The sequence below is a fragment of the Lonsdalea quercina subsp. quercina genome (assembly GCF_000688695.1).
In the GTDB taxonomy this organism is placed as follows: domain Bacteria; phylum Pseudomonadota; class Gammaproteobacteria; order Enterobacterales; family Enterobacteriaceae; genus Lonsdalea; species Lonsdalea quercina_D.
In genome coordinates, this window is record NZ_JIBQ01000015.1 from 189,705 (window position 1) to 212,052 (window position 22,348).

Consider the following 22,348-nt stretch of genomic DNA (forward strand, 5'->3'; position numbering starts at 1 on the left):
ATTTTCGGGCAGTTAGACAATGAAAAATACGACATCGCCAAATCATTCCGGATCTGCGTCAATCCTGTCGCAGATGGTTGAACGGTTACCGCTCTCTGATACGCACTTCAAACGTATCAGCCAGCTTATTTATCAACGCGCCGGCATCGTGCTGGCCGACCACAAGCGCGAAATGGTTTATAACCGCTTGGTTCGGCGTCTGCGGTTGCTGGGCATCAACGATTTCGGTCAATACCTGGCCTTGTTGGAGTCTGATCCCAACAGTGCTGAATGGCAGGCGTTCACCAACGCATTGACCACCAACCTGACGGCTTTTTTCCGTGAGGCGCATCATTTTCCGATTTTGGCCGAGCACGCTCGCAAGCGGCAGGGGAATTACTCCGTCTGGAGCACCGCCGCTTCTACGGGTGAAGAGCCCTATTCGTTAGCAATGACGCTGGCAGAGGTTTTTGGTGAAAAATCACACAATCACTGCCAGGTGATTGCCAGCGATATCGATACCCAGGTGTTGGAAAAGGCCTCTGCCGGCATATATCGGCAGGACGAATTACGCTCGCTCTCGCCACAACAGATGCAGCGTTTCTTCTTACGCGGCACCGGCCCGCATAGCGGCTTGGTTCGCGTGCGCCCTGAGCTGGCTTCAATGGTTCATTTCCAGCAGTTGAATCTCTTGGCGCCGGAGTGGGCTGTCCCCGCGCCGTTTGATGCCATTTTTTGCCGCAACATCATGATTTATTTCGACAAAGAAACACAGGAACGCATCCTGCGTCGCTTTGTCCCGCTGCTTAAACCCGGCGGATTACTATTTGCTGGTCATTCAGAGAATTTCAGTCAGATCAGTCGGGAATTCTATCTGCGCGGGCAGACTGTTTATGGGCTGGCTAAGGAAAGATAATGAGCAAGATAAAAGTATTGTGCGTTGACGACTCCGCGCTCATGCGCCAAATCATGACTGAGATCATCAACAGCCATCCCGATATGGAAGTGGTGGCGACTGCGCCGGATCCGTTGGTGGCGCGCGACCTGATCAAAAAATTCAATCCACAGGTTCTGACGTTGGATGTTGAAATGCCGCGCATGGACGGACTGGATTTTCTTGAGAAGCTGATGCGACTGAGGCCGATGCCGGTCGTCATGGTGTCATCGCTGACTGGAAAGGGATCGGAAATCACGCTGCGGGCGCTTGAGCTGGGTGCGATTGATTTTGTGACCAAACCCCAGTTGGGGATTCGTGAAGGGATGCTGTCGTACAGCGAGCTCATTGCGGACAAAATCCGTACCGCCGCCAAAGCGCGTCTTCCCCAGCATAGCCAGAGCGCTGCGGCGCCGGTCAAAGTGCTCAGCTCTCCGCTGCTGAGTAGCGAAAAGCTGATCGCGATTGGCGCGTCAACCGGCGGCACAGAGGCGATTCGCCATGTGCTGCAACCGCTGCCTCCGACCTGCCCTGCGGTCATCATCACGCAGCACATGCCCCCGGGCTTCACCAAATCTTTTGCCGAACGTCTGAACAAGCTTTGTCAGATTACGGTGAAGGAAGCGGAAGACGGAGAGCGTGTTCTGCCGGGGCATGCCTATATTGCGCCGGGGGCTCGTCACATGGAGCTTTCGCGCAGTGGAGCAAACTATCAGGTCAAGCTACATGACGAGGCACCGGTGAACCGGCATCGTCCTTCCGTTGATGTGTTATTTCGCTCCGTGGCGAAATACGCGGGCCGCAACGCCGTCGGCGTCATTCTGACGGGAATGGGCAATGATGGCGCGATGGGAATGCTGGAGATGCATCAGGCCGGCGCGTACACGATGGCGCAAAATGAGGCCAGCTGTGTAGTTTTCGGTATGCCTCGAGAGGCTATTGCGCTCGGTGGTGTCGACGAAGTGGTGGATTTGCACCAGGTAAGTCAGCGAATGCTGGCTCAAATTTCTGCCGGACAGGCATTACGTATATAGCAGCTCCGAGTGAGCAATAATAACTGTAGGAGTAGGTATGGCTGATAAAGAACTCAGATTTTTAGTGGTTGATGATTTCTCGACGATGCGTCGCATCGTAAGAAATCTGCTAAAAGAGCTGGGCTTTAACAATGTGGAAGAAGCAGAAGATGGTGCCGATGCTTTAAACAAGCTGCGCACCGGTGGTTTTGACTTCGTTATTTCCGACTGGAATATGCCGAATATGGATGGTTTGGAACTGTTGCAGACCATTCGGGCCGACGGCACGCTTTCTAAACTTCCGGTACTGATGGTGACCGCAGAAGCGAAGAAAGAGAACATCATTGCAGCAGCGCAGGCTGGCGCCAGCGGCTACGTGGTTAAACCCTTTACTGCGGCTACGCTTGAAGAAAAGCTGGGTAAAATTTTCGAAAAGCTGGGTATGTAAGGAGATGTCATGAATCCACATCCGGTGCCCCCTGTTAACGATAACGCGTCAGCGACCGAGATTATTTCTCGCATTGGTCAGCTGACTCGTATGCTGCGTGATAGCCTGAAAGAGCTAGGCTTGGATCATGCTATTGCCGAAGCGGCGGAAGCGATTCCTGACGCTCGGGATCGTCTTGATTATGTTGTTCAGATGACCGCACAGGCGGCAGAGCGTGCTCTGAGCTGTGTTGAGGCTTCTCAGCCGCGTCAGAATAAGCTGGAAGAAGACGCTAAATCCCTGACCACGCGCTGGGATGAGTGGTTTGAAAACCCGATTGAGTTAGCCGATGCACGTGAGCTGGTAACGGATACCCGCAGTTATCTACAGGAAGTTCCCGAACATACCTCTTTCACCAACGCTCAGTTACTGGAAATCATGATGGCGCAGGACTTCCAGGATCTGACGGGGCAGGTCATCAAACGTATGATGGATGTTGTCCAGGAGATTGAGAAACAGCTGCTGATGGTCTTGCTGGAAAACATGCCAGAGAAAAAGGCCGAACCGAAGCGTGCTGACGATGGACTGCTCAACGGTCCTCAAGTTGACAAAACCGCCGCTGGTATTGTCTCGAATCAGGACCAGGTCGACGATTTGCTCGACAGCCTCGGTTTCTGATTCGCCCGATCCCCCACAGAGTGTAGATTGGGGAATATCAGGCAAAGGTATGTGGATTTTTACGGTCGGGNCTCTCCCGACCGTAAATCCCCTCTATTTTGACTGATGCATCAAATAGCCACCTCTTTTCTTCTTTTTTCCACCCATCAAGTTTTTTCTTATTTGTCATGCTAATCGCGTGTATTTTTCGTTTTGGTCAGTAACAAACAGGAATAGCTAACGTGGCAGACGATAGCGATCTGGAAAAAACAGAGGCCCCCACAGCCCACCGAACGGAAAAAGCCCGCGAGGAAGGTCAAGTTGCTCGATCCCGAGAATTGACATCTATTCTCATGCTCATTATTGGGCTGGGAATATTGTGGATGACCGGTGAAATGATGTACCAGCGACTTGGCACGATGCTGAGTCAGGGATTGTATTTCAATCACGACATTATTAATGACAACAAGCAGATGGGTCGCCATGTTTTCGCGTTGCTGAAATTGGCCGCGATGGCTCTGGTCCCGATCATGCTGGGGATGGTTCTTGTCGCCATTGGCGCGCCGATTGTGCTGGGCGGTCTGGTGTTTAGTACCAAGTCCTTCGAGTTCAATCTTCAAAAGCTCGACCCGATTGCGGGGCTTAAACGACTGTTCTCATCACAGATGCTGGCCGAGTTGTTTAAGGCGATCATCAAAGCGGTTGTCGTCGGTTTTGTGACGGGGCTGTTTCTCTGGCACAAGTGGCCTGAGATTCTGCGTTTGATTTCCGAACCGCTGGTCACGGCGCTTGGCGACGCGCTGGAACTGGCGATTTACTGCGGTTTTCTGGTACTGCTCAGCATGATACCGATGGTGGCCTTTGACGTCTTTTGGCAGATCTGGAGTCACTTGAAAAAACTGCGTATGAGTAAGCAGGATATTCGGGACGAGTCCAAACAGAACGAAGGTGACCCGCATATCAAAGGACGTATTCGTCAGATGCAACGGGCGATCGCTCAGCGACGCATGATGGCTGATGTTCCTAAGGCCGATGTGATTGTGACTAACCCGACGCATTATGCGGTCGCGCTGCAGTACAACGACAAAAAGATGAGCGCGCCCAAAGTGTTGGCAAAAGGCGCCGGAGATATCGCACTGAAGATTCGTGAAATCGGCGCCGAGCATCGCGTGCCGACGCTGGAAGCGCCGCCATTGGCGAGGGCGCTCTATAAGCNCGCTGACATTGGAAAAAGCATCCCAGCCACACTGTATGCGGCCGTGGCCGAAGTGCTGGTGTGGGTTTATCAAATTAAACGTTGGAAACGTGAAGGCGGCCTGACGCCGCAGAAACCAACTCATTTATCTGTGCCAGATTCACTGGACTTCGCAAAAGAGAACACGACTGATGGCTAATCTGGCTTCATTGCTACGCTTGCCAGGCAACTTGAAAGACACGCAGTGGCAGGTCTTGGCAGGACCGATCTTGATTTTGATGATCCTGTCGATGATGGTGCTCCCGCTGCCACCGTTTATTCTGGATCTGCTGTTCACCTTCAATATCGCGCTTTCCGTCATGGTGCTTCTCGTCGCCATGTTTACCCAGCGGACGCTGGAGTTTGCCGCCTTCCCGACGATTCTGCTGTTTTCCACGCTGTTGCGACTGTCGCTCAACGTGGCCTCCACACGAATCATTCTGATGGAAGGGCACACGGGAGCCGGTGCTGCAGGGAAGGTGGTTGAAGCGTTCGGCCNCTTCCTGGTGGGCGGTAACTTCGCCATCGGTATCGTGGTGTTTATCATTCTGGTCTTGATCAACTTCATGGTCATCACCAAAGGTGCCGGGCGTATCGCCGAAGTCGGCGCGCGTTTCGTGCTGGACGGGATGCCGGGTAAACAGATGGCGATCGACGCCGATCTGAATGCCGGCCTCATCGGTGAAGCCGAAGCGAAAAAGCGTCGTTCGGAAGTGACTCAGGAAGCCGACTTCTACGGCTCGATGGATGGTGCCAGTAAGTTTGTGCGTGGCGACGCGATCGCCGGGCTGATGATCATGGCCATCAACATTATCGGTGGTCTGTTGGTTGGGGTTATTCAGCACAACATGGATCTGGGGCACGCGGCTCAGAGCTATACGCTGTTGACTATCGGTGATGGTCTGGTCGCACAGATCCCGGCGTTGGTGATTTCCACCGCGGCGGGTGTCATCGTAACCCGCGTCAGCACCGAGCAGGATGTCGGTGAGCAGATGGTCACCCAGCTGTTCAATAATCCGAAGGTGATGGTGCTAAGCGCCGGCGTGCTGGGTTTGATCGGCCTGGTTCCGGGCATGCCTAACTTTGTCTTCCTGCTGTTTACCGCGATATTGCTGGGCGTCGCCTGGTGGACGCGTGGAAAAGCCGAACGAGAAGCGACGGCAGCGGCGGCAGAACCTGCTCTGGCGGAAAGTCAGCAGCAGCAAATTGTTGAAGCGAGTTGGGATGACGTACAGTTGGAAGATCAGCTCGGACTCGAAGTGGGTTACCGTTTGATCCCGATGGTGGACTTCCAACAAAACGGCGAATTGTTGGGACGTATCAGAAGTATTCGTAAAAAATTCGCGCAGGAAATCGGCTTCTTNCCTCCGGTTGTCCATATTCGAGACAACCTCGAACTGCAGCCCGCAGGTTATCGCATCCTGATGAAAGGGGTGGAAATCGGCAGTGGCGAAGCCCATCCGGGTCGTTGGATGGCGATTAACCCCGGCAGCGCCATAGGTAAACTGGCTGGCGAAATTACCAAAGATCCCGCATTTGGTCTGCCTGCCGTGTGGATTGAGAGTGCGCTGAAAGATCAGGCGCAGGCGCAGGGCTTTACGGTGGTTGAGTCTAGTACCGTGGTGGCGACGCACCTGAACCACTTGATCAATGTCTACGCCAGCGACCTGTTTGGTCGTCAGGAGGCGCAGCAGCTGATGGATCGCGTCACGAAAGAGATGCCGAAGCTGGCCGATGACTTTATCCCGAATGTCGTGACCCTGACGGTGCTGCATAAGGTGCTGCAAAATCTGCTGGCCGAACGTGTGTCCATCCGTGACATGTGTACGATTCTGGAAACGCTGTCAGAGCATGCCGCGATCCAGAAAGACCCGAACGAACTTACCGTGGTCGTTCGTGTGGCACTAGGCCGCGCGATTACCCAGCAATGGTTCCCTGGTAATGATGACATCCAGGTGATTGGTCTGGAGTCGTCGCTGGAGCGCGTACTGCTTCAGGCGATGCAGAACGGCGGCGGTTTGGAGCCAGGACTGGCCGACAGACTGCTTTCACAGGCTCAGGACGCGGTACAACATCAGGAAGCGCTGGGCGCTCCGCCGGTTCTGCTGGTCACGCACGCGCTTCGTCCGCTGCTGTCGAGATTCCTGCGCCGCAGCCTGCCGCAGCTGGTTGTCCTTTCCAATCAGGAAATCACCGACACTCGTCAAATTCGCATGACGTCAGTCATTGGCGGGTCAGGGCAGTGAAACGTTTTGCCCTGATGCTGTTATTGGCGGCCGGCCTCCCTAATGCGGCTTCCGCCAATAAGCAGCCCGTATGGGAAGGCGCTAATTTACTGATCAGCCAGAAAGGCATCGCTAAACGTTCCGCTTTACTTCATGCCAACGGCTCCTTCCCCAAAGGGGCCGTTTTGACCTCGGTCCTCTGGCGCTATGAGCTGTTGTCACGCAATTCGACGGGGCTTCACGCCTCTCTCTGTATTCCGGGGCAGTGTGTGCGTCTGAATGGGCAGAATGGAAGTACGGAAATGTTTGCGGGATTGTCGGCGGAGACGCCTTTCTATCTGGTATTCCATGTTCCCGGGAAAGGCGCTTTACGGCAGCCTATGCGAGTCACGAAATACCAGTTGATTGTCAACTACGCCAAAAAGTAACGTCGTTGCTTTGGATGGTGTTTTAGACGCTGAACTTGCGTCCCAGGTGTGTACCCGTGTTCTTGGCCTGCCCGTTCGGGCCATAAATTCCCTGACGCTGTTTTTGTTCCAGAAAACCCAGCAACTGCTGGTTATTTTCCAACTGCGCATTGAGCAACAGGCCGTTGCGGTGGTTGTTCTGACTCAGCTCGCGGGTAAGCTCATGTATCCGAGACCACTGTGCATTTAATTGCGGAGAGTCGGGGTAGGGAGGGCGAACCGACAACTGTTCATCCAGCGCCAAACGCTGGTTATCAAAATGCTTGAGAATAGATAACTGCTCATTTTTATTCTCAGTTACCCGGTGCAAAAACGACGGATTGACCTGGCGTGAACTCAGTTCATCCTGCTCTTGAGACAAGATTTCTTTGAGTGACACCAGGCTATTCAGCATCTGTTCCAAAACTTCATTCATTTGCATGGGCCAACGTTGCCTTTTAATAATCTAATCAGAATGTTGTCTGTACTTCGCTCAGCAGTGCATCGGCGATTTTACCCACGTCGACTTCCAGTTTACCCTCCTTGATGGCCTGCTTGAGGGTATCGACTTTTTCCATATCGATGTCCTGGCTGCTCGGCTGCATCAGGGTGGACTGAGTCTCGCTCAGGCTGACCTGCGTCTGACTGGTGGTGCTCGCTGCACTGCTGGATGAAGTAGATTTACTTTTTGTGGAGTGAAGTAAATCCGCTTCCGTATTTTGTATTGATTTTACTCCAGATACCGGACGAGTACTATCAATGCTCATGAGGCCTCCCTACTTACAAATATGATATCGGTATAGTGACTGAATACTTATATCGGTCGATTCACCCGAAGCTTTAACGCTTATTGTACAATTTTTACCAGCCCTTTTTCAGCCGCTATTCCAGTAATTATTTGTCCAGACTCCATGCGAATTCTTACGGCGTCGTTGAGCGCGGCGTTATCCATGGATTTCCCCTCGCTGACAATGCTAAATCCGTCCCCCGAAACCGTCACTTTCACGGTTTCGCCCATTTTGATGGCCCAGGGATTTCGCAGCATGCTGGCAGCAATAGGCTGTCCGGCGCCAATCATGCGAATGCTGATAGCGCCGACGGCGAGCGTGGAATCCGCCAACGGCGATACGCTCAATGCGTCAAGTCGGCCGCGTTGCAGCGTGACGTCTTCAGCCTGAATTTTCTGTTTGGGCGGAATTGGACGCGTGGCGACAAGATATGGCGCAGTCACCTGAACACTCGCCTGCAGAAAATGGCGAGTGGTCCCGCACATGGCTCGAATGCTGAGGGTGCCCCATATTTTCTTTCTCGAAGGCAACGACAGCTGAGGCTCAGAGCATAATTCAAGTCTTTCGACCGGTGTTTTAACGATGACATTAACTTCAGCGGAGGGAACGTCGAGCTGTCCCTGAATAAACGTCTTAATTTGAGCCGTAACCTGGTCGCGGTCAGCGGCCACTGCCGGGGTCAGTGAGATAAGGAAAAAAATCTTACATAAGATTAATTTGCGCCAAAATCCCATCAAAAAATCCCCTGTCCGTTTTCTTAAATGAAGTCGAGCCGACCGCTGACGTACACAACATCGCCTGTGCAGTTTACAGAGATGCGGTCTGTGCCAAACGAGAAAATAGCCACTCATTTCCCGTCTATTCCGGCGATAAAGTTGCCGCGCGAAGTTTATCCTGTCTATCGTCACTCTTCTTTAATTACTTTTCCTGAGGGAAAGCATGCTCGACAAATTAGATGCTTCATTCCGCTTCCAGCAGGAAGCGTTGAATTTACGGGCTCAACGCCAGGAGATCCTCTCTGCGAATATCGCTAATGCGGACACTCCAGGTTATCAAGCCCGGGATATAGACTTTTCCAGCGAGCTGAATAAAGCCCTGAAGCAAGGTCGCGCGTCCGGCACAACGATGTCGTTGGCCACCACGTCGACCCGTCATATCCCAGCATCTACTACGTCAATGCCTGATTTAGATCTGCTCTATCGCGTACCCGATCAGCCGGCCCTGGACGGGAACACCGTAGATATGGACAGAGAACGGACAAATTTCGCAGACAACAGTCTGCGGTATCAAACGGATCTTACGCTGTTAAACGGCCAAATCAAAAGCATGATGTCAGTGTTACAGGATAAATAACGCGTATGTCGCTAATTAATATCTTCGAAATTTCAGGTTCTGCGCTTACCGCGCAGTCCCAGCGCATGAACGTAAGCGCCAGTAACCTGGCGAATGCGGACAGCGTGACCGGACCCGATGGCGAGCCATACCGTGCCAAGCAGGTCGTTTTTAAAGTGGCTGCTCCAGATGGACAGGCCATCGGCGGCGTCCAAGTGGACGACGTCGTTGAGGACACCTCTCCAGATAAACTGGTCTATCAACCGGGTAACCCCCTGGCTGATGAACGTGGCTACGTACGTATGCCTAATGTGGATGTCACTGCTGAAATGGTGAACTCCATCTCTGCATCCCGTAGCTATCAGGCAAATGTGGAAGTGCTTAATACGGCTAAGTCATTGATGCAGAAAACGCTGACAATAGGCCAATAATAACGTGGGGGAATAGCCATGAGCGTCTCAGTTTCACTTACAGAATCAACAGATAGCAGTAGCGTTAGCACAACAAGTAGTTCGTCCAGTGCGAGCAGCAGTGCCGACCTGCAGAACGAATTTATGACCTTACTGGTTGCGCAGTTGCAAAACCAGGACCCCACCAATCCTATGGATAACAGCCAGCTCACTACACAGCTTGCCCAGATCAGTACGCTGAGCGGCATAGAAAGCATGAACACCACGCTCGGCTCGATTTCTAGCCAGTTGGACACGTCCGAAACCTTACAGGCGAGTTCTCTGATCGGCAACGGCGTTCTGATCCAGGGCAACAGCATTGTCGTCGGCTCTGACAGCTCGACCACTGCATTTGGTGTCGAACTGGCCAATGCAGCTACGGACGTCAATGTAACGATTAAAGACTCGAGCGGTAATACGGTGAAAACCGTAGATCTCGGTGCTCAAAGTGCTGGCGTACAGACCTACACCTGGGATGGAACCAACGACAGCGGCGGCACCGTCGATGCCGGCACTTACACCTACACGGTGAGTGCGACAGGCTCCGACGGCGCCAGCGTGACAGCGACCCCGCTGAAATATGCGTTGGTTTACGGCGTTAACACGGACTCTTCTGAAGCCGTGCTTAACCTCGGCCTGTCAGGCACAGCGTCGCTCAGCGACGTGAAACAGATTATTTGATTGTGAATCGTGCGGCTGACAAGACAAGNAGACCAGCCGCCAAAACAACACACAGCAAAACAACTATTTTTAGGAGCATCACCAAATGGGTTTTTCACAAGCGGTCAGCGGATTAAACGCAGCTTCCAGCAATCTGGATGTCATCGGTAACAACATCGCCAACTCGGAAACGACAGGCTTTAAAGGCGCAACGGTCTCCTTCGCGGATATCTTCGCCGATTCGGCCGTCGGTCTGGGTGTCAAGGTCGCCGCGGTGACGCAGAACTTTAACGACGGGACGATCGAAAACACCGACGTCGGCACCGACGTTGCTATTTCCGGTAATGGCTTCTACCGCGTGGCGGATGACGCGGGTTCGGTTTACTACACCCGTAACGGCGAATTCCAGCTGGATGCGGATCGTAACCTGACCACCAAAACTGGTTACTACGTGACGGGTTATGCCGCTACCGGTACGCCGCCGACCATCGCTGCGGGCGCTGAACCGACTACGATCAATATCTCTGCGGGTTCCATCGCCGCTCAGCAAACGTCAACTTCTACCTACGTCGCCAACCTGAACTCCACTACCGATGCGTTGGCTGCCGGTACTACCTTTGACGCGACCGATTCCAGCACTTACTCCTGGACCAAGTCGATGACCACTTATGACAGCCTGGGTAACACCCACGTCATGAACCTCTACTTCTCTAAAACGGCTGACAATACCTGGGAAGTGCACGCGTTGGATAGCAGCGATAGCACCGCGACCGCTCAGGATCTGGGAACGCTGAACTTCAGCACCAGCGGTCAGTTGACCGGAACGACGTCCTTCAACGTTACGACCAACTCGCTGAACGGCTCCGCCGCTAACACATTCNCCATCGACTTTGCCGGCTCAACGCAGCAGAACGCGTCCAGCTCCGAGCTGAGCAAAACGCAGAACGGCTACACCACCGGTAACTTGGTCGAATACGCCATCAACGATGACGGCACCATCAGCGGCACCTACTCCAATGGACAGACTCAGCTGTTGGGACAGATTGTTCTGGCGACATTCTCTAACAACCAGGGCCTGAAATCAGAAGGGGATAACGTCTGGAGCGCAACGTCCTCTTCCGGCGAAGCCTCTTTGGGCACAGCAGGCACGGGCCTGTTGGGGTCTCTGACCAGCGGCGCGCTTGAATCATCCAACGTCGATGTCGGCTCTGAATTGGTCAACATGATCGTTGCTCAGCGTAACTATCAGTCCAACGCCCAGACCATCAAGACACAGGATTCCATCCTGAACACCCTGGTCAACCTGCGTTAATTAAGCCACACAAGGTAACGATATGGATCACGCCATATATACAGCGATGGGCGCCGCTAGCCAGACGATGGAACAGCAGTCGGTCATCGCCAACAACCTGGCCAATGTGTCCACGCCCGGTTTCCGGGCGCAGTTGAACGCCATGCGCGCGGTGCCGGTCGAGGGGCCTACGCTCCCAACCCGTACGCTGGTCGTGGCGTCGACTCCGGGTGCAGATATGTCACAGGGGCCGCTGAACTATACGTCTCGTCCTCTGGACGTGGCTGTGCAGGACGACGGTTGGTTGGCCGTACAGCTGCCTAACGGCGAAGAAGCCTACACCCGCAACGGTGCTATTCAGGTTGATGAAACCGGTCAGCTCACCATTCAGGGCTATCCGGTCGTCGGCGACGATGGTCCGCTGACGGTGCCGGTGCAGTCCACGGTCACCATCGCCGCAGACGGGACGATTTCCGCTTTAGGCGACGGTGATGCGCCAAACACGGTTGGTGCGGCGGGCGCGCTGAAATTGGTCAAGTCAGAACCGAACCAGTTGGTTCGTGGTGATGACGGCCTGTTTCACATCTCTCCGCAGGCTCAGCAGCAAGTCGGCAATGCCTTGCCGGCGGATGACACAGTGAAAGTGATGCCAGGTGTCCTGGAAGGCAGCAATGTGAACTCGACCGAAACGCTCGTTGACATGATCAACAGCGCCCGGCGCTTTGAAATGCAGATGAAAGTGATCACAAACGTCGATCAAAACGCCGAGAGCGCCAACAAGCTGCTGTCTGTTAGTTAATCAATTTTAAGGGTAACACTATGATTCGTTCACTGTGGATTGCAAAAACCGGGCTTGATGCTCAGCAAACCAACATGGATGTCATCTCGAACAACCTCGCTAACGTCAGCACCAACGGCTTTAAGCGTCAGCGCGCGGTTTTCGAAGATCTGCTGTATCAAACGGTTCGTCAGCCGGGTGCTCAGTCTTCGGAACAAACCAACTTGCCATCTGGTTTGCAGCTGGGTACAGGGGTTCGTCCGGTTTCGACAGAACGTTTGCACAGCCAGGGTAACCTGGAACAGACGGAAAACACCAAAGACATCGCCATCAATGGTCAGGGCTTCTTCCAGGTACTGCTGCCGGACGGCACCACCGCGTATACCCGCGATGGCTCTTTCCAGCTGGATGCGAATGGTCAGCTGGTGACATCCAGCGGCTACCAGGTTCAGCCGGCGATCACGGTGCCAGACACCGCGGTATCCATGACGGTAGCACGTGACGGTGTGGTGAGCGTGACTGAACAGGGTCAGGCGGCTGCCACGCAGATCGGCCAGCTGACGCTCAGCACATTCATCAACCCGACCGGTTTGCAGAGCCTGGGTGAGAACCTGTATCAGGAAACGCAGAGTTCCGGCGCGCCGACAGAGTCGACTCCGGGTCAGAACGGCGCCGGTGTGCTTTATCAGGGTTATGTCGAAACCTCTAACGTCAACGTGGCGGAAGAGCTGGTCGATATGATCCAAGTACAGCGTGCCTATGAAATAAACAGTAAGGCGGTGTCGACCTCCGATGCCATGCTGCAGCGGCTTACGCAAATTTAAGAAAGCACATTTATGGTGTTAATGAAAAAAGAAGTGAACGCACCGCGCATGCGCGGTGTTCGCCTATGCCGTGCCGGGTGGAAAAATGTCGTCGCACCGGCGCTTATGCTGTCGGTATGCGCTTCATTAGCCGGATGCGCCTATTTCCCGCACAAAGAGCTGGTCGAAGGCGAAACGACGGCGCAGCCTGCGCCGCCTAACCTGGTTGCCACCAACGGATCGATCTTTCAGATGGTTCAGCCGATGAACTACGGCTACCAGCCTTTGTTCGAGGACCGTCGTCCCCGTAACGTCGGCGATATCCTGACGATTACCCTGCAGGAAAATGTCAGCGCCAGCAAAAGTTCGAGTGCGAACTCATCCCGTGATGGCTCTGGATCGCTGGGTGTCACTACGGCGCCTCGTCTGTTGCAAGGCCTGTTCGGTAACCAGCGCGCCGACTTCGACGTAGAAGGTAAGAACGACTTCGACGGCTCCGGTGGAGCGACCGCGAAAAACACCTTTACCGGTACGATAACGGTGACGGTGAAAGACGTGTTAAGTAACGGCAACCTGAAGGTTGTGGGCGAGAAACAAATCGCCATCAACCAAGGCGCAGAATATATCCGCTTCTCCGGCATTGTGAATCCAAGAACGATCACAGGATCCAACTCCGTGGTATCCACACAGGTTGCTGATGCCCGGATTGAGTACGTCGGCAAAGGCTATATTAATGAAGCCCAGGAAATGGGGTGGCTACAGCGCTTCTTCCTGAACGTTTCACCATTTTAAGAGGTTAATCATGCGGGTTCGTCACCTTATTTTTTCATTTATCACATTATCACTGACGCTCTTGTCATCAGCACACGCCGAGCGTTTACGTGATTTGGTTGATATTCAAGGCGTACGTGATAACCCGCTGATTGGATACGGCCTGGTTGTCGGTCTCGACGGTACGGGCGACCAAACCACTCAGACGCCGTTTACGACGCAGAGTTTGACCAACATGTTGTCACAACTCGGCATTACCGTGCCTAGCGGCACCAACATGCAGTTGAAGAACGTGGCAGCGGTCATGGTGACCGCGAACTATCCGGCATTTGCCCGCGCAGGGCAGAAAATTGACGTCGTCGTGTCGTCGCTGGGTTCAGCGAAAAGCCTCCGCGGCGGTACGCTGTTGATGACGCCGTTGAAAGGGGTCGACAATCAGGTCTACGCCCTGGCGCAGGGCAACATGTTGGTCGGCGGCGCGGGCGCCTCTTCCGGCGGGAGTCAGGTTAAGGTGAACCAACTGTCCGGCGGCAGAATCAACGGCGGCGCGACCATTGAGCGCGAGCTGCCTACCACGTTCGGCGCTTCCAACAATCTTACGCTGCAGCTGAAGCAGGAAAACTTCAGCCTGGCGCAGCGCATCAGCGACTCGATTAATCAGTTCAATAGCTCCGGCGTCGCCAGACCGCTTGATGGTCGTACCGTGGAAGTCACTTTACCGTCCGGCAGCACGTCTCAGGTGCGTTTTCTGGCCCAGATTCAGGACATTAATATCAACACTGGCGAAATGGACGCGAAGATCATCATCAATTCTCGTACCGGCTCGGTGGTGATGAACCGCAACGTGACGTTGGACTCTTGCGCCATCGCGCAGGGCAATCTGTCCGTTACGGTCAACAATCAGCAGAATGTGAATCAGCCGAACACGCCGTTGGCCGGTGGGCAAACTGTCGTCACCCAGCAGACGCAGATCGATATGCGTCAGGAAGGCGGGGCGCTTCAGCGCGTCAATGCGGGCACCAATTTGAACAGCGTGGTTCGTGCGCTTAACTCGCTGGGCGCGACGCCGATGGATCTGATGTCCATCATCCAGGCGATGCACAGCGCGGGCTGCGTCAAGGCGGAAGTGGAAATCATCTAATGATGAAGCTCGATAACACCAGTTCGATCGATCAGGCTTCCGCGGCCTATGACGTCAGGTCGCTGAACAAGCTACGCAACGATGCGGTCAAAAACGATCCGTCAGCGCTGAAAAAAGTGGCGAAGCAGGTCGAAGGTTTGTTCGTCAACATGATGTTGAAGAGCATGCGTTCGGCGCTGCCGAAAGACGGCTTGCTCAGCAGCGATCAGACGCGGCTTTATACCAGCATGTATGACCAGCAGGTTGCCCAAGACCTGTCTGCGAAAGGTCTGGGGCTGGCCGACATGATGGTGAAGCAGCTTAGCCGCAATGTGAATGAACTGCCTGGCAACGCGGTGGGAACGACGCCGATGCCGGTCAGCAAGGACGACTTTTTAACGTCGTCCGCTTTCACCCCTGCGCTGATGGGCGAGTTTTTGAAGCGTAACAATCCAGATCATCAGGGTGAGAGCGCAACGAAGTCGCAGCCGGAATTGCCGCCGTCGTCTGAAGACTTCACTAACCGCCTGTCGATGCCTTCCATGATCGCCAGTCTGAAAACCGGTATCCCACATCATCTGATTATGGCGCAGGCTGCGCTGGAGTCGGGCTGGGGTAAACGCGAAATCACAACCAGCGATGGCAAACCCAGCCATAACCTGTTCGGCGTAAAAGCGGGCAGCAACTGGGACGGGAAAGTCACGGAAATCGTTACGACCGAGTTCGAAAACGGTCGGGCTTACAAGGTCAAAGAGAAGTTCCGCGTCTACGATACCTATTTGGATTCGATCAACGACTACATTTCCCTGCTGACCGACAACGCGCGTTATAAGGGTGTCGTAAATGCGAATAGCGCAGAAGCGGCGGCCTATGAACTGCAGAGGGCCGGTTACGCGACCGATCCGCGTTACGGAGACAAGCTGGTGCAAATTATCGGGCAGATAAAGAACACCACCGAGAAAGCGGTGAAGGCGTATACACACGATATAAGTAACTTATTTTAAACCGCTTTTATTTTTTGATTTCTTGCTCAAGTTTATGTGGCCCCAGCCGATAACTTTATCAGACACCATTGCCGGTTAGAATTTGTAATATAAAGGAAATTTCATGGCCAGTTCATTGATAAACATTGCGTCGTCAGGCCTGAAAGCTGCGAATGTGGCTCTTAGCACTTCGTCCAATAACATCAGCAACGTATACACTGATGGTTACAGCAAACAGAGCGTTTCCCTGGCTCAGAACGCCGGTACGCAAAAACCTTATGGCACGGTCGGCAATGGCGTGAGTATTGTTTCCGTCGATCGGGCCTATGACTCTTTGGTCACTAGTCAGTTGCGCGCTGCATCCAGCAACTACGCTAGCACCTCTGCTTACTCTGATCAGGTTTCACAGATTGACAACTTGCTGTCCGACAGTGACAACAGCCTGTCTACGCTGATGTCTTCGTTCTTCTCTTCATTGCAGTCGCTCAGTACCAATGCGAGTGACTCTTCTGCGCGTCAGACGGTTATCAGTAGCGCGCAAAGCATGGTGACTCAGTTCAAGAGCACGGATAAATATCTGCAAGATATGGATTCGTCGATCAACTCTGAATTGAAAACCAGCGTGTCGCAGATCAATACCTATTCCAAGCAGATCGCGGATCTGAACGAAAAAATCGTTCAGCTCGGCAGCGGTTCTAGTTCCGCCAACGCCCTGCTGGACCAGCGTGACCAGTTGATCACTGAGATGAGCCAGTTTGTTGGCGTCACGACGACAACGCAGGACAGCATGGTGAGCGTCAGCTTGTCTAACGGCATGACGTTGGTACAGGGCGATAAGTCTTACGACCTGGTGACCGTCACGTCTCCTGACGATCCGTCCAGAGTTGAGGTGGCGTATGACAATGGTATTAGCGACCCGATTCAGCTGAGCGCTGACTCGCTGGAAAGCGGCAGCGTTAGCGGGCTGCTCACGTTCCGTACCGAAACGCTGGACAGCGCACGCAACCAGCTGGGACTCATGGCTTTGACGCTGGCTAACAGCTTCAACACCCAGCACAAGGAAGGCGTTGACCTGAATGGGGATGTTGGAACGGACTTTTTCAGCTTTACGCAGCCCAGTGTCGTCAGCAATACCAACAACACCGGCAGCGCTGCCTTAACGGCGACTTATTCGGATACGACAGCAGTAAAAGCCAGTGATTATACGTTGAAGTATACCAATGGCGCCTGGGCGGTTACGCGTAACTCAGACGGTGCAAGTGTTGACTATACCAGCGGTACGGATGACAGCGGAAATCCCACGCTGAGCTTTGATGGCGTCCAGGTGGCCGTCAGCGGTACAGCGACCTCCGGTGACAAGTTTACGCTGAACACCACTAGCGAAGTGATCTCGAATATGTCGGTGGCGATTACTGACACGGCGAAGATCGCCGCCGCGCTCAATGACGATAGCAGCGGCGAAAGCGATAACCGAAACGCCGCGGCATTGCTGGCGTTGCAAAGCAGCAATCAGGTCAATGGTAATTCCACTTTTAGCGAAGCCTATGCATCACTGGTCAGCGAAATCGGGGTTAAAACGCAAAGCGCTGAAACTACCGCCACGACGCAATCCAGCATCGTGGATCAGTTGACTGAGAAGCAGCAGTCGATCTCCGGGGTCAACCTGGATGAAGAATATGTCGACCTGCAGCGCTATCAGGAATACTACACGGCGAACGCCAAAATTCTGTCGACCGCCGGATCGATTTTTGACTCCTTGCTGGCTGCAATTTCAGGCTAACGAGTGCTTCACTAATTTATTGAAAATAATGTATAAATTCAATTTAAGGACTGTGTTATGCGTCTTAGCTCATCGATGATTTATCAGCAGAACATGCAGAGCATTACGAACGCCTACTCGAAATATCAGAGCGCGGCGTTGGATTTGTCTAATGGGAAGCTGGTCAACAAACCATCGGACGATCCGATTGCTTCGTCACAAGCCGTGGTGCTGGCGCAATCACAGTCAACCAACGAGCAGTTTGCTACGGCGCGTGACACGGCGACCACCAACCTGTCTTTGGAAACCACCGTACTGGACCAGGTCACTGACGTGATTCAAAACGTCCAGACCCTGCTGGTTAAAGCGGCGAGCACCACTTACAGCGACTCGGATCGCCAGTCGATGAAGACTGAACTGCAAGGGTACAAAGATCAGTTGCTGACGCTGGCCAACACCACTGACAGCAACGGTAATTACATCTTCGCGGGTTACAAGACCGATACCGCCCCTTTTGTTGAAGACAGCGAAGGTAACGTTAGCTATGTCGGCAGCGATACCTCCGTGAGTCAGAAAGTGGACTCCAGCCGAACCATGACCACGGGCGATACGGGGACAACCGTCTTTATGAGCCTGGCGGCGGGTTACAAAACCGAGCCGGACGGCACTGCCAGTGAAACTAACATGTTCAACAGCATCGACTATGCGTTGACGGCGCTCGATATTCCGCTGGATGACACCGGTGACGACACTACGAGCAGCGAGTCCTACCAGGCGATGTTCGATAAAGCTAACCGCGGAATGTCTAACTCGCTGGATAATGTGTTAACGGTGCAAGCCTCCGTGGGTAGTAAGCTTAATGAATTGACCACATTAGACAGTATCGGCGACAGCCGCGATCTGATTTATTCAGACCGGATGACCAGTTTGCAAGGGTCTGACGTCGACGATATGTATGAAATGATTTCTAACGTCACCATGCAACAGGTGGCGCTGCAGGCAGCGCAGAGCACATTCTCTTCCATGAAAGGCATGTCGCTGTTTGAGATGAATAGTTAATTAGCTTCGAATTTTGGAATACGCTTAAACCGGGCGTATTTGTTTAGGCGGTATCGTCCTGTTAATAGCAGGCGATACGGCCGTTTTTTTATTTTACGATTAGGGCTTTGTTCGGTCCTAATCATGTCAGACAGGGTAGGCACCGATTCCGTTCTTGGGTAACGTGTGCCGCCAACCCATGCTGGCGTCAGCGACCTTGTACTTTTTAACTTCTAAATGTTGACAGTCGCATAAACTTTTAAAAAGTACTGCCGATAATCTATGCAGATGGATGAACACATTTATTAAGGGGTAAGAGGATATGGCTACGACATCAAGCACGACCAGCAGTACGTCATCAAGCACAACGAGTTCCAGCACGGGATTGGTTACATCATTGGGCGTCGGATCTGGCTTGGACTTGTCTGGCATTTTGGACTCTTTGGAAGAAGTCGAGAACCAGAAACTTACCGCGATCACCACTAAACAAACCAGCTATGAGTCCAAGCTCACCGCTTATGGAACGCTGCAAAGCTCGCTGGAAACCTTCTCTACCGCGACGGAGAAGCTGAGCGACAGTTCGCTTTATGCGACCAAGAAAACGTCGACGAATACGGCGTTCACGAGTACGGCCACTTCCAGCGCAACCTCGGGAACGTACGCGGTCAAAGTCACACAGCTGGCAACGGCTCAGACGTTGGCGACTGCCGCGCAGGATAGTAAAACCACACAGCTGGGCGATAGTAGCCTGACGACGCGTAATCTTACCCTGCAGGTTGGTAGCGGTAGTGCGGTCAATATCGCGCTGACTAACGATCAAACTACGCTTTCAGGTATCGCTAGCGCCATCAACTCTGCGAAAGCAGGAGTGACTGCCAGTATCGTACAGTCTGGCGATAGCAGCTATCAGCTGACGTTGACCTCAGATACTACCGGTGAATCGTCGACGATGAGCGTGAGCTCAAACGATAGTACGTTGAACAGTATCCTGGGATATGACAGCACTTCGTCGTCTAACGGGATGACCCAGCAGGTTGCGGCGCAAAACGCTGAGCTGACGGTTAACGGCATCGCCATCGAGCGAAGCAGCAATACAGTGACCGATGTTCCGACGGAAGGCGTGACGCTGACGTTGAGTTCAGTTTCCAGCTCGTCGGAAAACCTGGTCGTTAGCAAGAGTGTTACGGATGCTGCCAGTGCGATCACCGATTGGGTGAGCGCTTATAACACGTTGTTGACTTCGTTCGCCTCGTTGAGCGCCTACAGCAGCGTGAGTGCAGGCGAATCTCAGTCCACGAGCAACGGTGCTCTGGTTGGGGACTCTACGCTTAGCAGTATCAAAAACCAGCTGAAAACGATTATCAGCTCAGCGCAAAGCAGCGATACTTTCAAGGTGCTTTCTGAGATGGGTGTCTCGCTGGGTACCACCACGGACTCCACGACCGGAACGGTTGTGCGAGGAACGTTAAGCGTCGACAACACCACGCTGGTCAATGCGCTGACGGATAACGGTACTGAAGTTGGTGAGTTTTTCATGGGCGATGGTAAAACGACGGGGCTTGCAACGCAGCTGGTATCTACCGTATCGACCTATACGAAAAGTAAAGGTTTGATCGATAACGCTGAGTCAGGTATTACGTCTATCATCGACAAGCTTAAGTCTCAGTATACTGATGTTCAGAGCAGCATTGAAAACACCATGAGCCGCTACAGGACTCAGTTCACCAAACTGGACGTATTGGTACAGCAATTGAACAGCACAGGTGACTACCTGACGTCGGCGTTCGAACAGCTTAGCAGCAGCTCCAGCAGTTAACGCGTAGTGTAAGGAAAGTTTTTTATGGCCATGATGTATGGTTCACAGGCTTATGCGCAGGTCGGTTTGGAAAGCGGCGTGATGAGCGCCAGCCCGCATAAACTGATCACCATGTTGTTTGATGGCGCCATCAGTGCCCTTGTTCGTGCAGATATCTTCATGGAACAAGGGGACACGGTGGAAAAGGGTAACGCGATTACCAAGGCCATCAGAATCATTGACAGTGGATTACTGGCTTCTCTTGATATGGAGAAAGGTGGTGAGATCAGCACGAATCTGGCGCAGCTGTATGACTATATGATTAGACAGTTGCTTCAGGCCAATCTGCACAACGATCGTGCGCTATTAGAAAATATCACGGAACTTTTGCGAGGCATTGCTGACTCCTGGAAAGAAATAAGTCCTGAAAAGAATAACGCTGCTGATTGATTAGTGATTGGTTCTGTCTGTGCCGGAAATATCATCGGAATAGCTTTGTGTACGGCACAGTTTCAGTTTTTTGCCGTTTTGCGTTAAACATAACTCACAGTGTAGGTCAGGAAACCATAATGGAAGTCAGCAAATCAGTTCTTGTCTGTTATCAGCAAATCCTTGAACTAAGCGATCGTATGCTGGCACTTGCAAAAAAAGCAGAATGGGCGGAATTGATCGAAGTTGAACAGCGTTATCTTGAAGCGGTGGGGCTTCTTCCTGACCTGATTAAACACAACAATAAAGTGTCTAACGCGGAACAACGCCAAATAAAGCATTGCCTCGACACAATATTGAGCAACGAAGCCGCGATAACTCAATTGCTGGAATCGCGTATGAAAGAGTTGAAGGGGCTTATAGGTCAATCCGTCAGGCAGCAGTCGGTGAATGAGGCGTACCACAAATTCGCCGATCATGATTCGATGTTGCCAGGCGGCGGCAAAGAATAAGCCAATCGAGCTCAATTCCTGTACGTCTCGTCGGTCAACGTGCCGACGGGCTCCCTCAGCAATTTCACGATGACACTTTGTCCCCGAACACGCTGGCTCTCCTGCCTGCAGATGTTAAATCCGATTATCTCCCTGAGTTTATGCCTTCCGCCATCCAAGCCTCCCCTGGAAATTACGATTGGATAAGTTTAAAAGCGCATCTTAGGCGTGTTTTTTGCGTGCGGATCAGTCAACGGAAATAAAATCGAGGGTGCGCAATAGCAATCGGGGGCATAAAAAAAGGCTGAGAGGCCATTCGGGGAAGGGTAGGACCAGGCTATGCGAAAGCGAATAGCCCGAAGGAGGCTTATAATTCGATGGTTAATAGGCGAGGTAAATAAAAATAGTCGTCTTTACTTATACCGACATATTCATGATTTCCTGGTAAGCAGACACCAGTTTATTTCTCACCTGAATACCCATTTGCATCGAAATGGATGCTTTTTGCAGGTCGACCATCACGTCATTCAACGCGACGCCTTCCTCACCCAGCTCGAATTTCTGCGCCTGCGCACGTGCTGTGGTTTGCTGCTCGCTGATTTTTCCCAGCGCGGATTTCATCTCGTCCGCAAAGCCGCTTTGCTGTTCCGCAATGGCGTTAGATGCGCTGCCAGTTGACTGCAGTGCTACGCTTTGTAACTGCTGAACGACAGATTCAATTCCCTGTATAGACATTTAAACCCTCGGGTTTTCTCTGTGACCAATTATTTACAGGCGATAACTTTAGCAGAATACCAGCAACCCTAAGCTTCTAAATAGGCATAAAAACCTTGGCTAATTCACCTATAGAATTGGCCTCATGGGATAAATAATATATCGCCCAAATCTCAAAGGCGGGTGTTGATGTTTAGAACAACCGTTGCTTATTCAGGGAGTATATTTTGTT

The 22,348-nt window shown here is 52.7% G+C and carries 26 protein-coding genes; 21 read left to right on the top strand and 5 right to left on the bottom strand.

Going from position 1 to position 22,348, the window contains the following annotated elements; translation table 11 throughout:
* Positions 1-19: 19 nt before the first annotated feature.
* From cheR to SB13_RS14685, 7 genes are all read left to right on the top strand, one after another.
* Positions 20-895, top strand: coding sequence for a protein-glutamate O-methyltransferase CheR (gene cheR / locus SB13_RS14655; RefSeq protein ID WP_026741072.1), 876 nt, complete (start codon positions 20-22; stop codon positions 893-895).
* Positions 895-1,947: a protein-glutamate methylesterase/protein-glutamine glutaminase gene (locus tag SB13_RS14660; protein WP_026741073.1), complete on the top strand. Its 1,053-nt coding sequence runs from the start codon at positions 895-897 to the stop codon at positions 1,945-1,947. Before cheR ends, SB13_RS14660 begins: the two co-directional genes overlap by 1 nt.
* A 37-nt stretch (positions 1,948-1,984) precedes the next feature.
* Positions 1,985-2,374 (top strand): chemotaxis response regulator CheY, encoded by a 390-nt coding sequence (gene cheY, locus SB13_RS14665; protein ID WP_026741074.1) that lies wholly within the window; start codon positions 1,985-1,987, stop codon positions 2,372-2,374.
* A gap of 9 nt (positions 2,375-2,383) precedes the next feature.
* Entirely contained in the window at positions 2,384-3,031 is a 648-nt protein-coding gene (gene cheZ / locus SB13_RS14670) for a protein phosphatase CheZ (protein ID WP_026741075.1), read from the top strand.
* A gap of 221 nt (positions 3,032-3,252) precedes the next feature.
* Positions 3,253-4,404, top strand: coding sequence for a flagellar biosynthesis protein FlhB (gene flhB, locus SB13_RS14675; protein ID WP_026741076.1), 1,152 nt, complete (start codon positions 3,253-3,255; stop codon positions 4,402-4,404).
* The gene (gene flhA, locus SB13_RS14680) at positions 4,397-6,490 is read left to right on the top strand and encodes a flagellar biosynthesis protein FlhA (RefSeq protein WP_026741077.1); all 2,094 of its coding nucleotides are present in this window, start codon (positions 4,397-4,399) and stop codon (positions 6,488-6,490) included. Before flhB ends, flhA begins: the two co-directional genes overlap by 8 nt.
* Positions 6,487-6,897 carry a flagellar protein FlhE gene (locus SB13_RS14685; RefSeq protein ID WP_026741078.1) on the top strand — a complete coding sequence of 137 codons (411 nt, stop codon included), beginning with the start codon at positions 6,487-6,489 and terminating at the stop codon, positions 6,895-6,897. The genes flhA and SB13_RS14685 overlap by 4 nt, the downstream gene beginning before the upstream one ends.
* A gap of 22 nt (positions 6,898-6,919) precedes the next feature.
* Here SB13_RS14685 and SB13_RS14690 read toward each other — a convergent pair whose 3' ends face one another.
* From SB13_RS14690 to flgA, 3 genes are all read right to left on the bottom strand, one after another.
* Entirely contained in the window at positions 6,920-7,357 is a 438-nt protein-coding gene (locus tag SB13_RS14690; RefSeq protein ID WP_026741079.1) for a flagella synthesis protein FlgN, read from the bottom strand.
* A 28-nt stretch (positions 7,358-7,385) separates the two neighbouring features.
* Positions 7,386-7,682 carry a flagellar biosynthesis anti-sigma factor FlgM gene (gene flgM, locus SB13_RS14695; RefSeq protein WP_026741080.1) on the bottom strand — a complete coding sequence of 99 codons (297 nt, stop codon included), beginning with the start codon at positions 7,680-7,682 and terminating at the stop codon, positions 7,386-7,388.
* Between the two features lie 80 nt (positions 7,683-7,762).
* On the bottom strand, positions 7,763-8,437 hold the full coding sequence (flgA, locus tag SB13_RS14700) for a flagellar basal body P-ring formation chaperone FlgA (protein ID WP_051616336.1): 675 nt from the start codon (positions 8,435-8,437) through the stop codon (positions 7,763-7,765).
* Positions 8,438-8,642: 205 nt separating this feature from the next.
* Between flgA and flgB the strand changes: the two genes are divergently transcribed.
* From flgB to flgL, 11 genes are all read left to right on the top strand, one after another.
* Positions 8,643-9,056: a flagellar basal body rod protein FlgB gene (gene flgB / locus SB13_RS14705; protein ID WP_026741082.1), complete on the top strand. Its 414-nt coding sequence runs from the start codon at positions 8,643-8,645 to the stop codon at positions 9,054-9,056.
* 5 nt (positions 9,057-9,061) lie between these two features.
* Positions 9,062-9,466, top strand: coding sequence for a flagellar basal body rod protein FlgC (gene flgC, locus SB13_RS14710; RefSeq protein WP_026741083.1), 405 nt, complete (start codon positions 9,062-9,064; stop codon positions 9,464-9,466).
* 18 nt (positions 9,467-9,484) lie between these two features.
* A complete protein-coding gene (gene flgD, locus SB13_RS14715; RefSeq protein WP_026741084.1) occupies positions 9,485-10,165 on the top strand; it encodes a flagellar hook assembly protein FlgD in 681 nt (226 codons plus the stop codon).
* An 85-nt stretch (positions 10,166-10,250) separates the two neighbouring features.
* A complete protein-coding gene (flgE, locus tag SB13_RS14720) occupies positions 10,251-11,456 on the top strand; it encodes a flagellar hook protein FlgE (RefSeq protein WP_026741085.1) in 1,206 nt (401 codons plus the stop codon).
* Positions 11,457-11,478: 22 nt separating this feature from the next.
* Positions 11,479-12,234, top strand: a complete 756-nt coding sequence (locus SB13_RS14725; protein WP_026741086.1) for a flagellar basal body rod protein FlgF — start codon at positions 11,479-11,481, stop codon at positions 12,232-12,234.
* 20 nt (positions 12,235-12,254) lie between these two features.
* A complete protein-coding gene (flgG, locus tag SB13_RS14730) occupies positions 12,255-13,037 on the top strand; it encodes a flagellar basal-body rod protein FlgG (protein WP_026741087.1) in 783 nt (260 codons plus the stop codon).
* A 105-nt stretch (positions 13,038-13,142) separates the two neighbouring features.
* On the top strand, positions 13,143-13,808 hold the full coding sequence (locus SB13_RS14735; RefSeq protein WP_026741088.1) for a flagellar basal body L-ring protein FlgH: 666 nt from the start codon (positions 13,143-13,145) through the stop codon (positions 13,806-13,808).
* A gap of 10 nt (positions 13,809-13,818) precedes the next feature.
* Positions 13,819-14,928 carry a flagellar basal body P-ring protein FlgI gene (locus tag SB13_RS14740; RefSeq protein ID WP_036150041.1) on the top strand — a complete coding sequence of 370 codons (1,110 nt, stop codon included), beginning with the start codon at positions 13,819-13,821 and terminating at the stop codon, positions 14,926-14,928.
* Complete coding sequence (gene flgJ, locus SB13_RS14745; protein ID WP_051616338.1) at positions 14,928-15,911, top strand: flagellar assembly peptidoglycan hydrolase FlgJ; 984 nt, start codon at positions 14,928-14,930, stop codon at positions 15,909-15,911. The genes SB13_RS14740 and flgJ overlap by 1 nt, the downstream gene beginning before the upstream one ends.
* Positions 15,912-16,014: 103 nt before the next feature.
* Positions 16,015-17,670 (top strand): flagellar hook-associated protein FlgK, encoded by a 1,656-nt coding sequence (gene flgK, locus SB13_RS14750; RefSeq protein ID WP_026741091.1) that lies wholly within the window; start codon positions 16,015-16,017, stop codon positions 17,668-17,670.
* Between the two features lie 57 nt (positions 17,671-17,727).
* Complete coding sequence (gene flgL, locus SB13_RS14755; protein WP_026741092.1) at positions 17,728-18,708, top strand: flagellar hook-associated protein FlgL; 981 nt, start codon at positions 17,728-17,730, stop codon at positions 18,706-18,708.
* 126 nt (positions 18,709-18,834) lie between these two features.
* Here the strand turns inward: flgL and SB13_RS17945 are convergent, their stop codons facing one another.
* Entirely contained in the window at positions 18,835-19,119 is a 285-nt protein-coding gene (locus tag SB13_RS17945; RefSeq protein WP_162531431.1) for a hypothetical protein, read from the bottom strand.
* On the opposite strand from SB13_RS17945, the gene fliD reads away from it, so the two are divergent.
* From fliD to fliT, 3 genes are all read left to right on the top strand, one after another.
* On the top strand, positions 19,109-20,503 hold the full coding sequence (fliD, locus tag SB13_RS14760) for a flagellar filament capping protein FliD (RefSeq protein WP_235202418.1): 1,395 nt from the start codon (positions 19,109-19,111) through the stop codon (positions 20,501-20,503). The genes SB13_RS17945 and fliD overlap by 11 nt on opposite strands.
* A gap of 24 nt (positions 20,504-20,527) precedes the next feature.
* The gene (fliS, locus tag SB13_RS14765; protein ID WP_026741094.1) at positions 20,528-20,932 is read left to right on the top strand and encodes a flagellar export chaperone FliS; all 405 of its coding nucleotides are present in this window, start codon (positions 20,528-20,530) and stop codon (positions 20,930-20,932) included.
* Between the two features lie 119 nt (positions 20,933-21,051).
* Positions 21,052-21,423, top strand: coding sequence for a flagellar protein FliT (gene fliT, locus SB13_RS14770; protein WP_026741095.1), 372 nt, complete (start codon positions 21,052-21,054; stop codon positions 21,421-21,423).
* A 396-nt stretch (positions 21,424-21,819) separates the two neighbouring features.
* On the opposite strand, the gene fliE is transcribed toward fliT, so the two are convergent.
* The gene (fliE, locus tag SB13_RS14775) at positions 21,820-22,137 is read right to left on the bottom strand and encodes a flagellar hook-basal body complex protein FliE (RefSeq protein ID WP_026741096.1); all 318 of its coding nucleotides are present in this window, start codon (positions 22,135-22,137) and stop codon (positions 21,820-21,822) included.
* Positions 22,138-22,348: the final 211 nt, after the last annotated feature.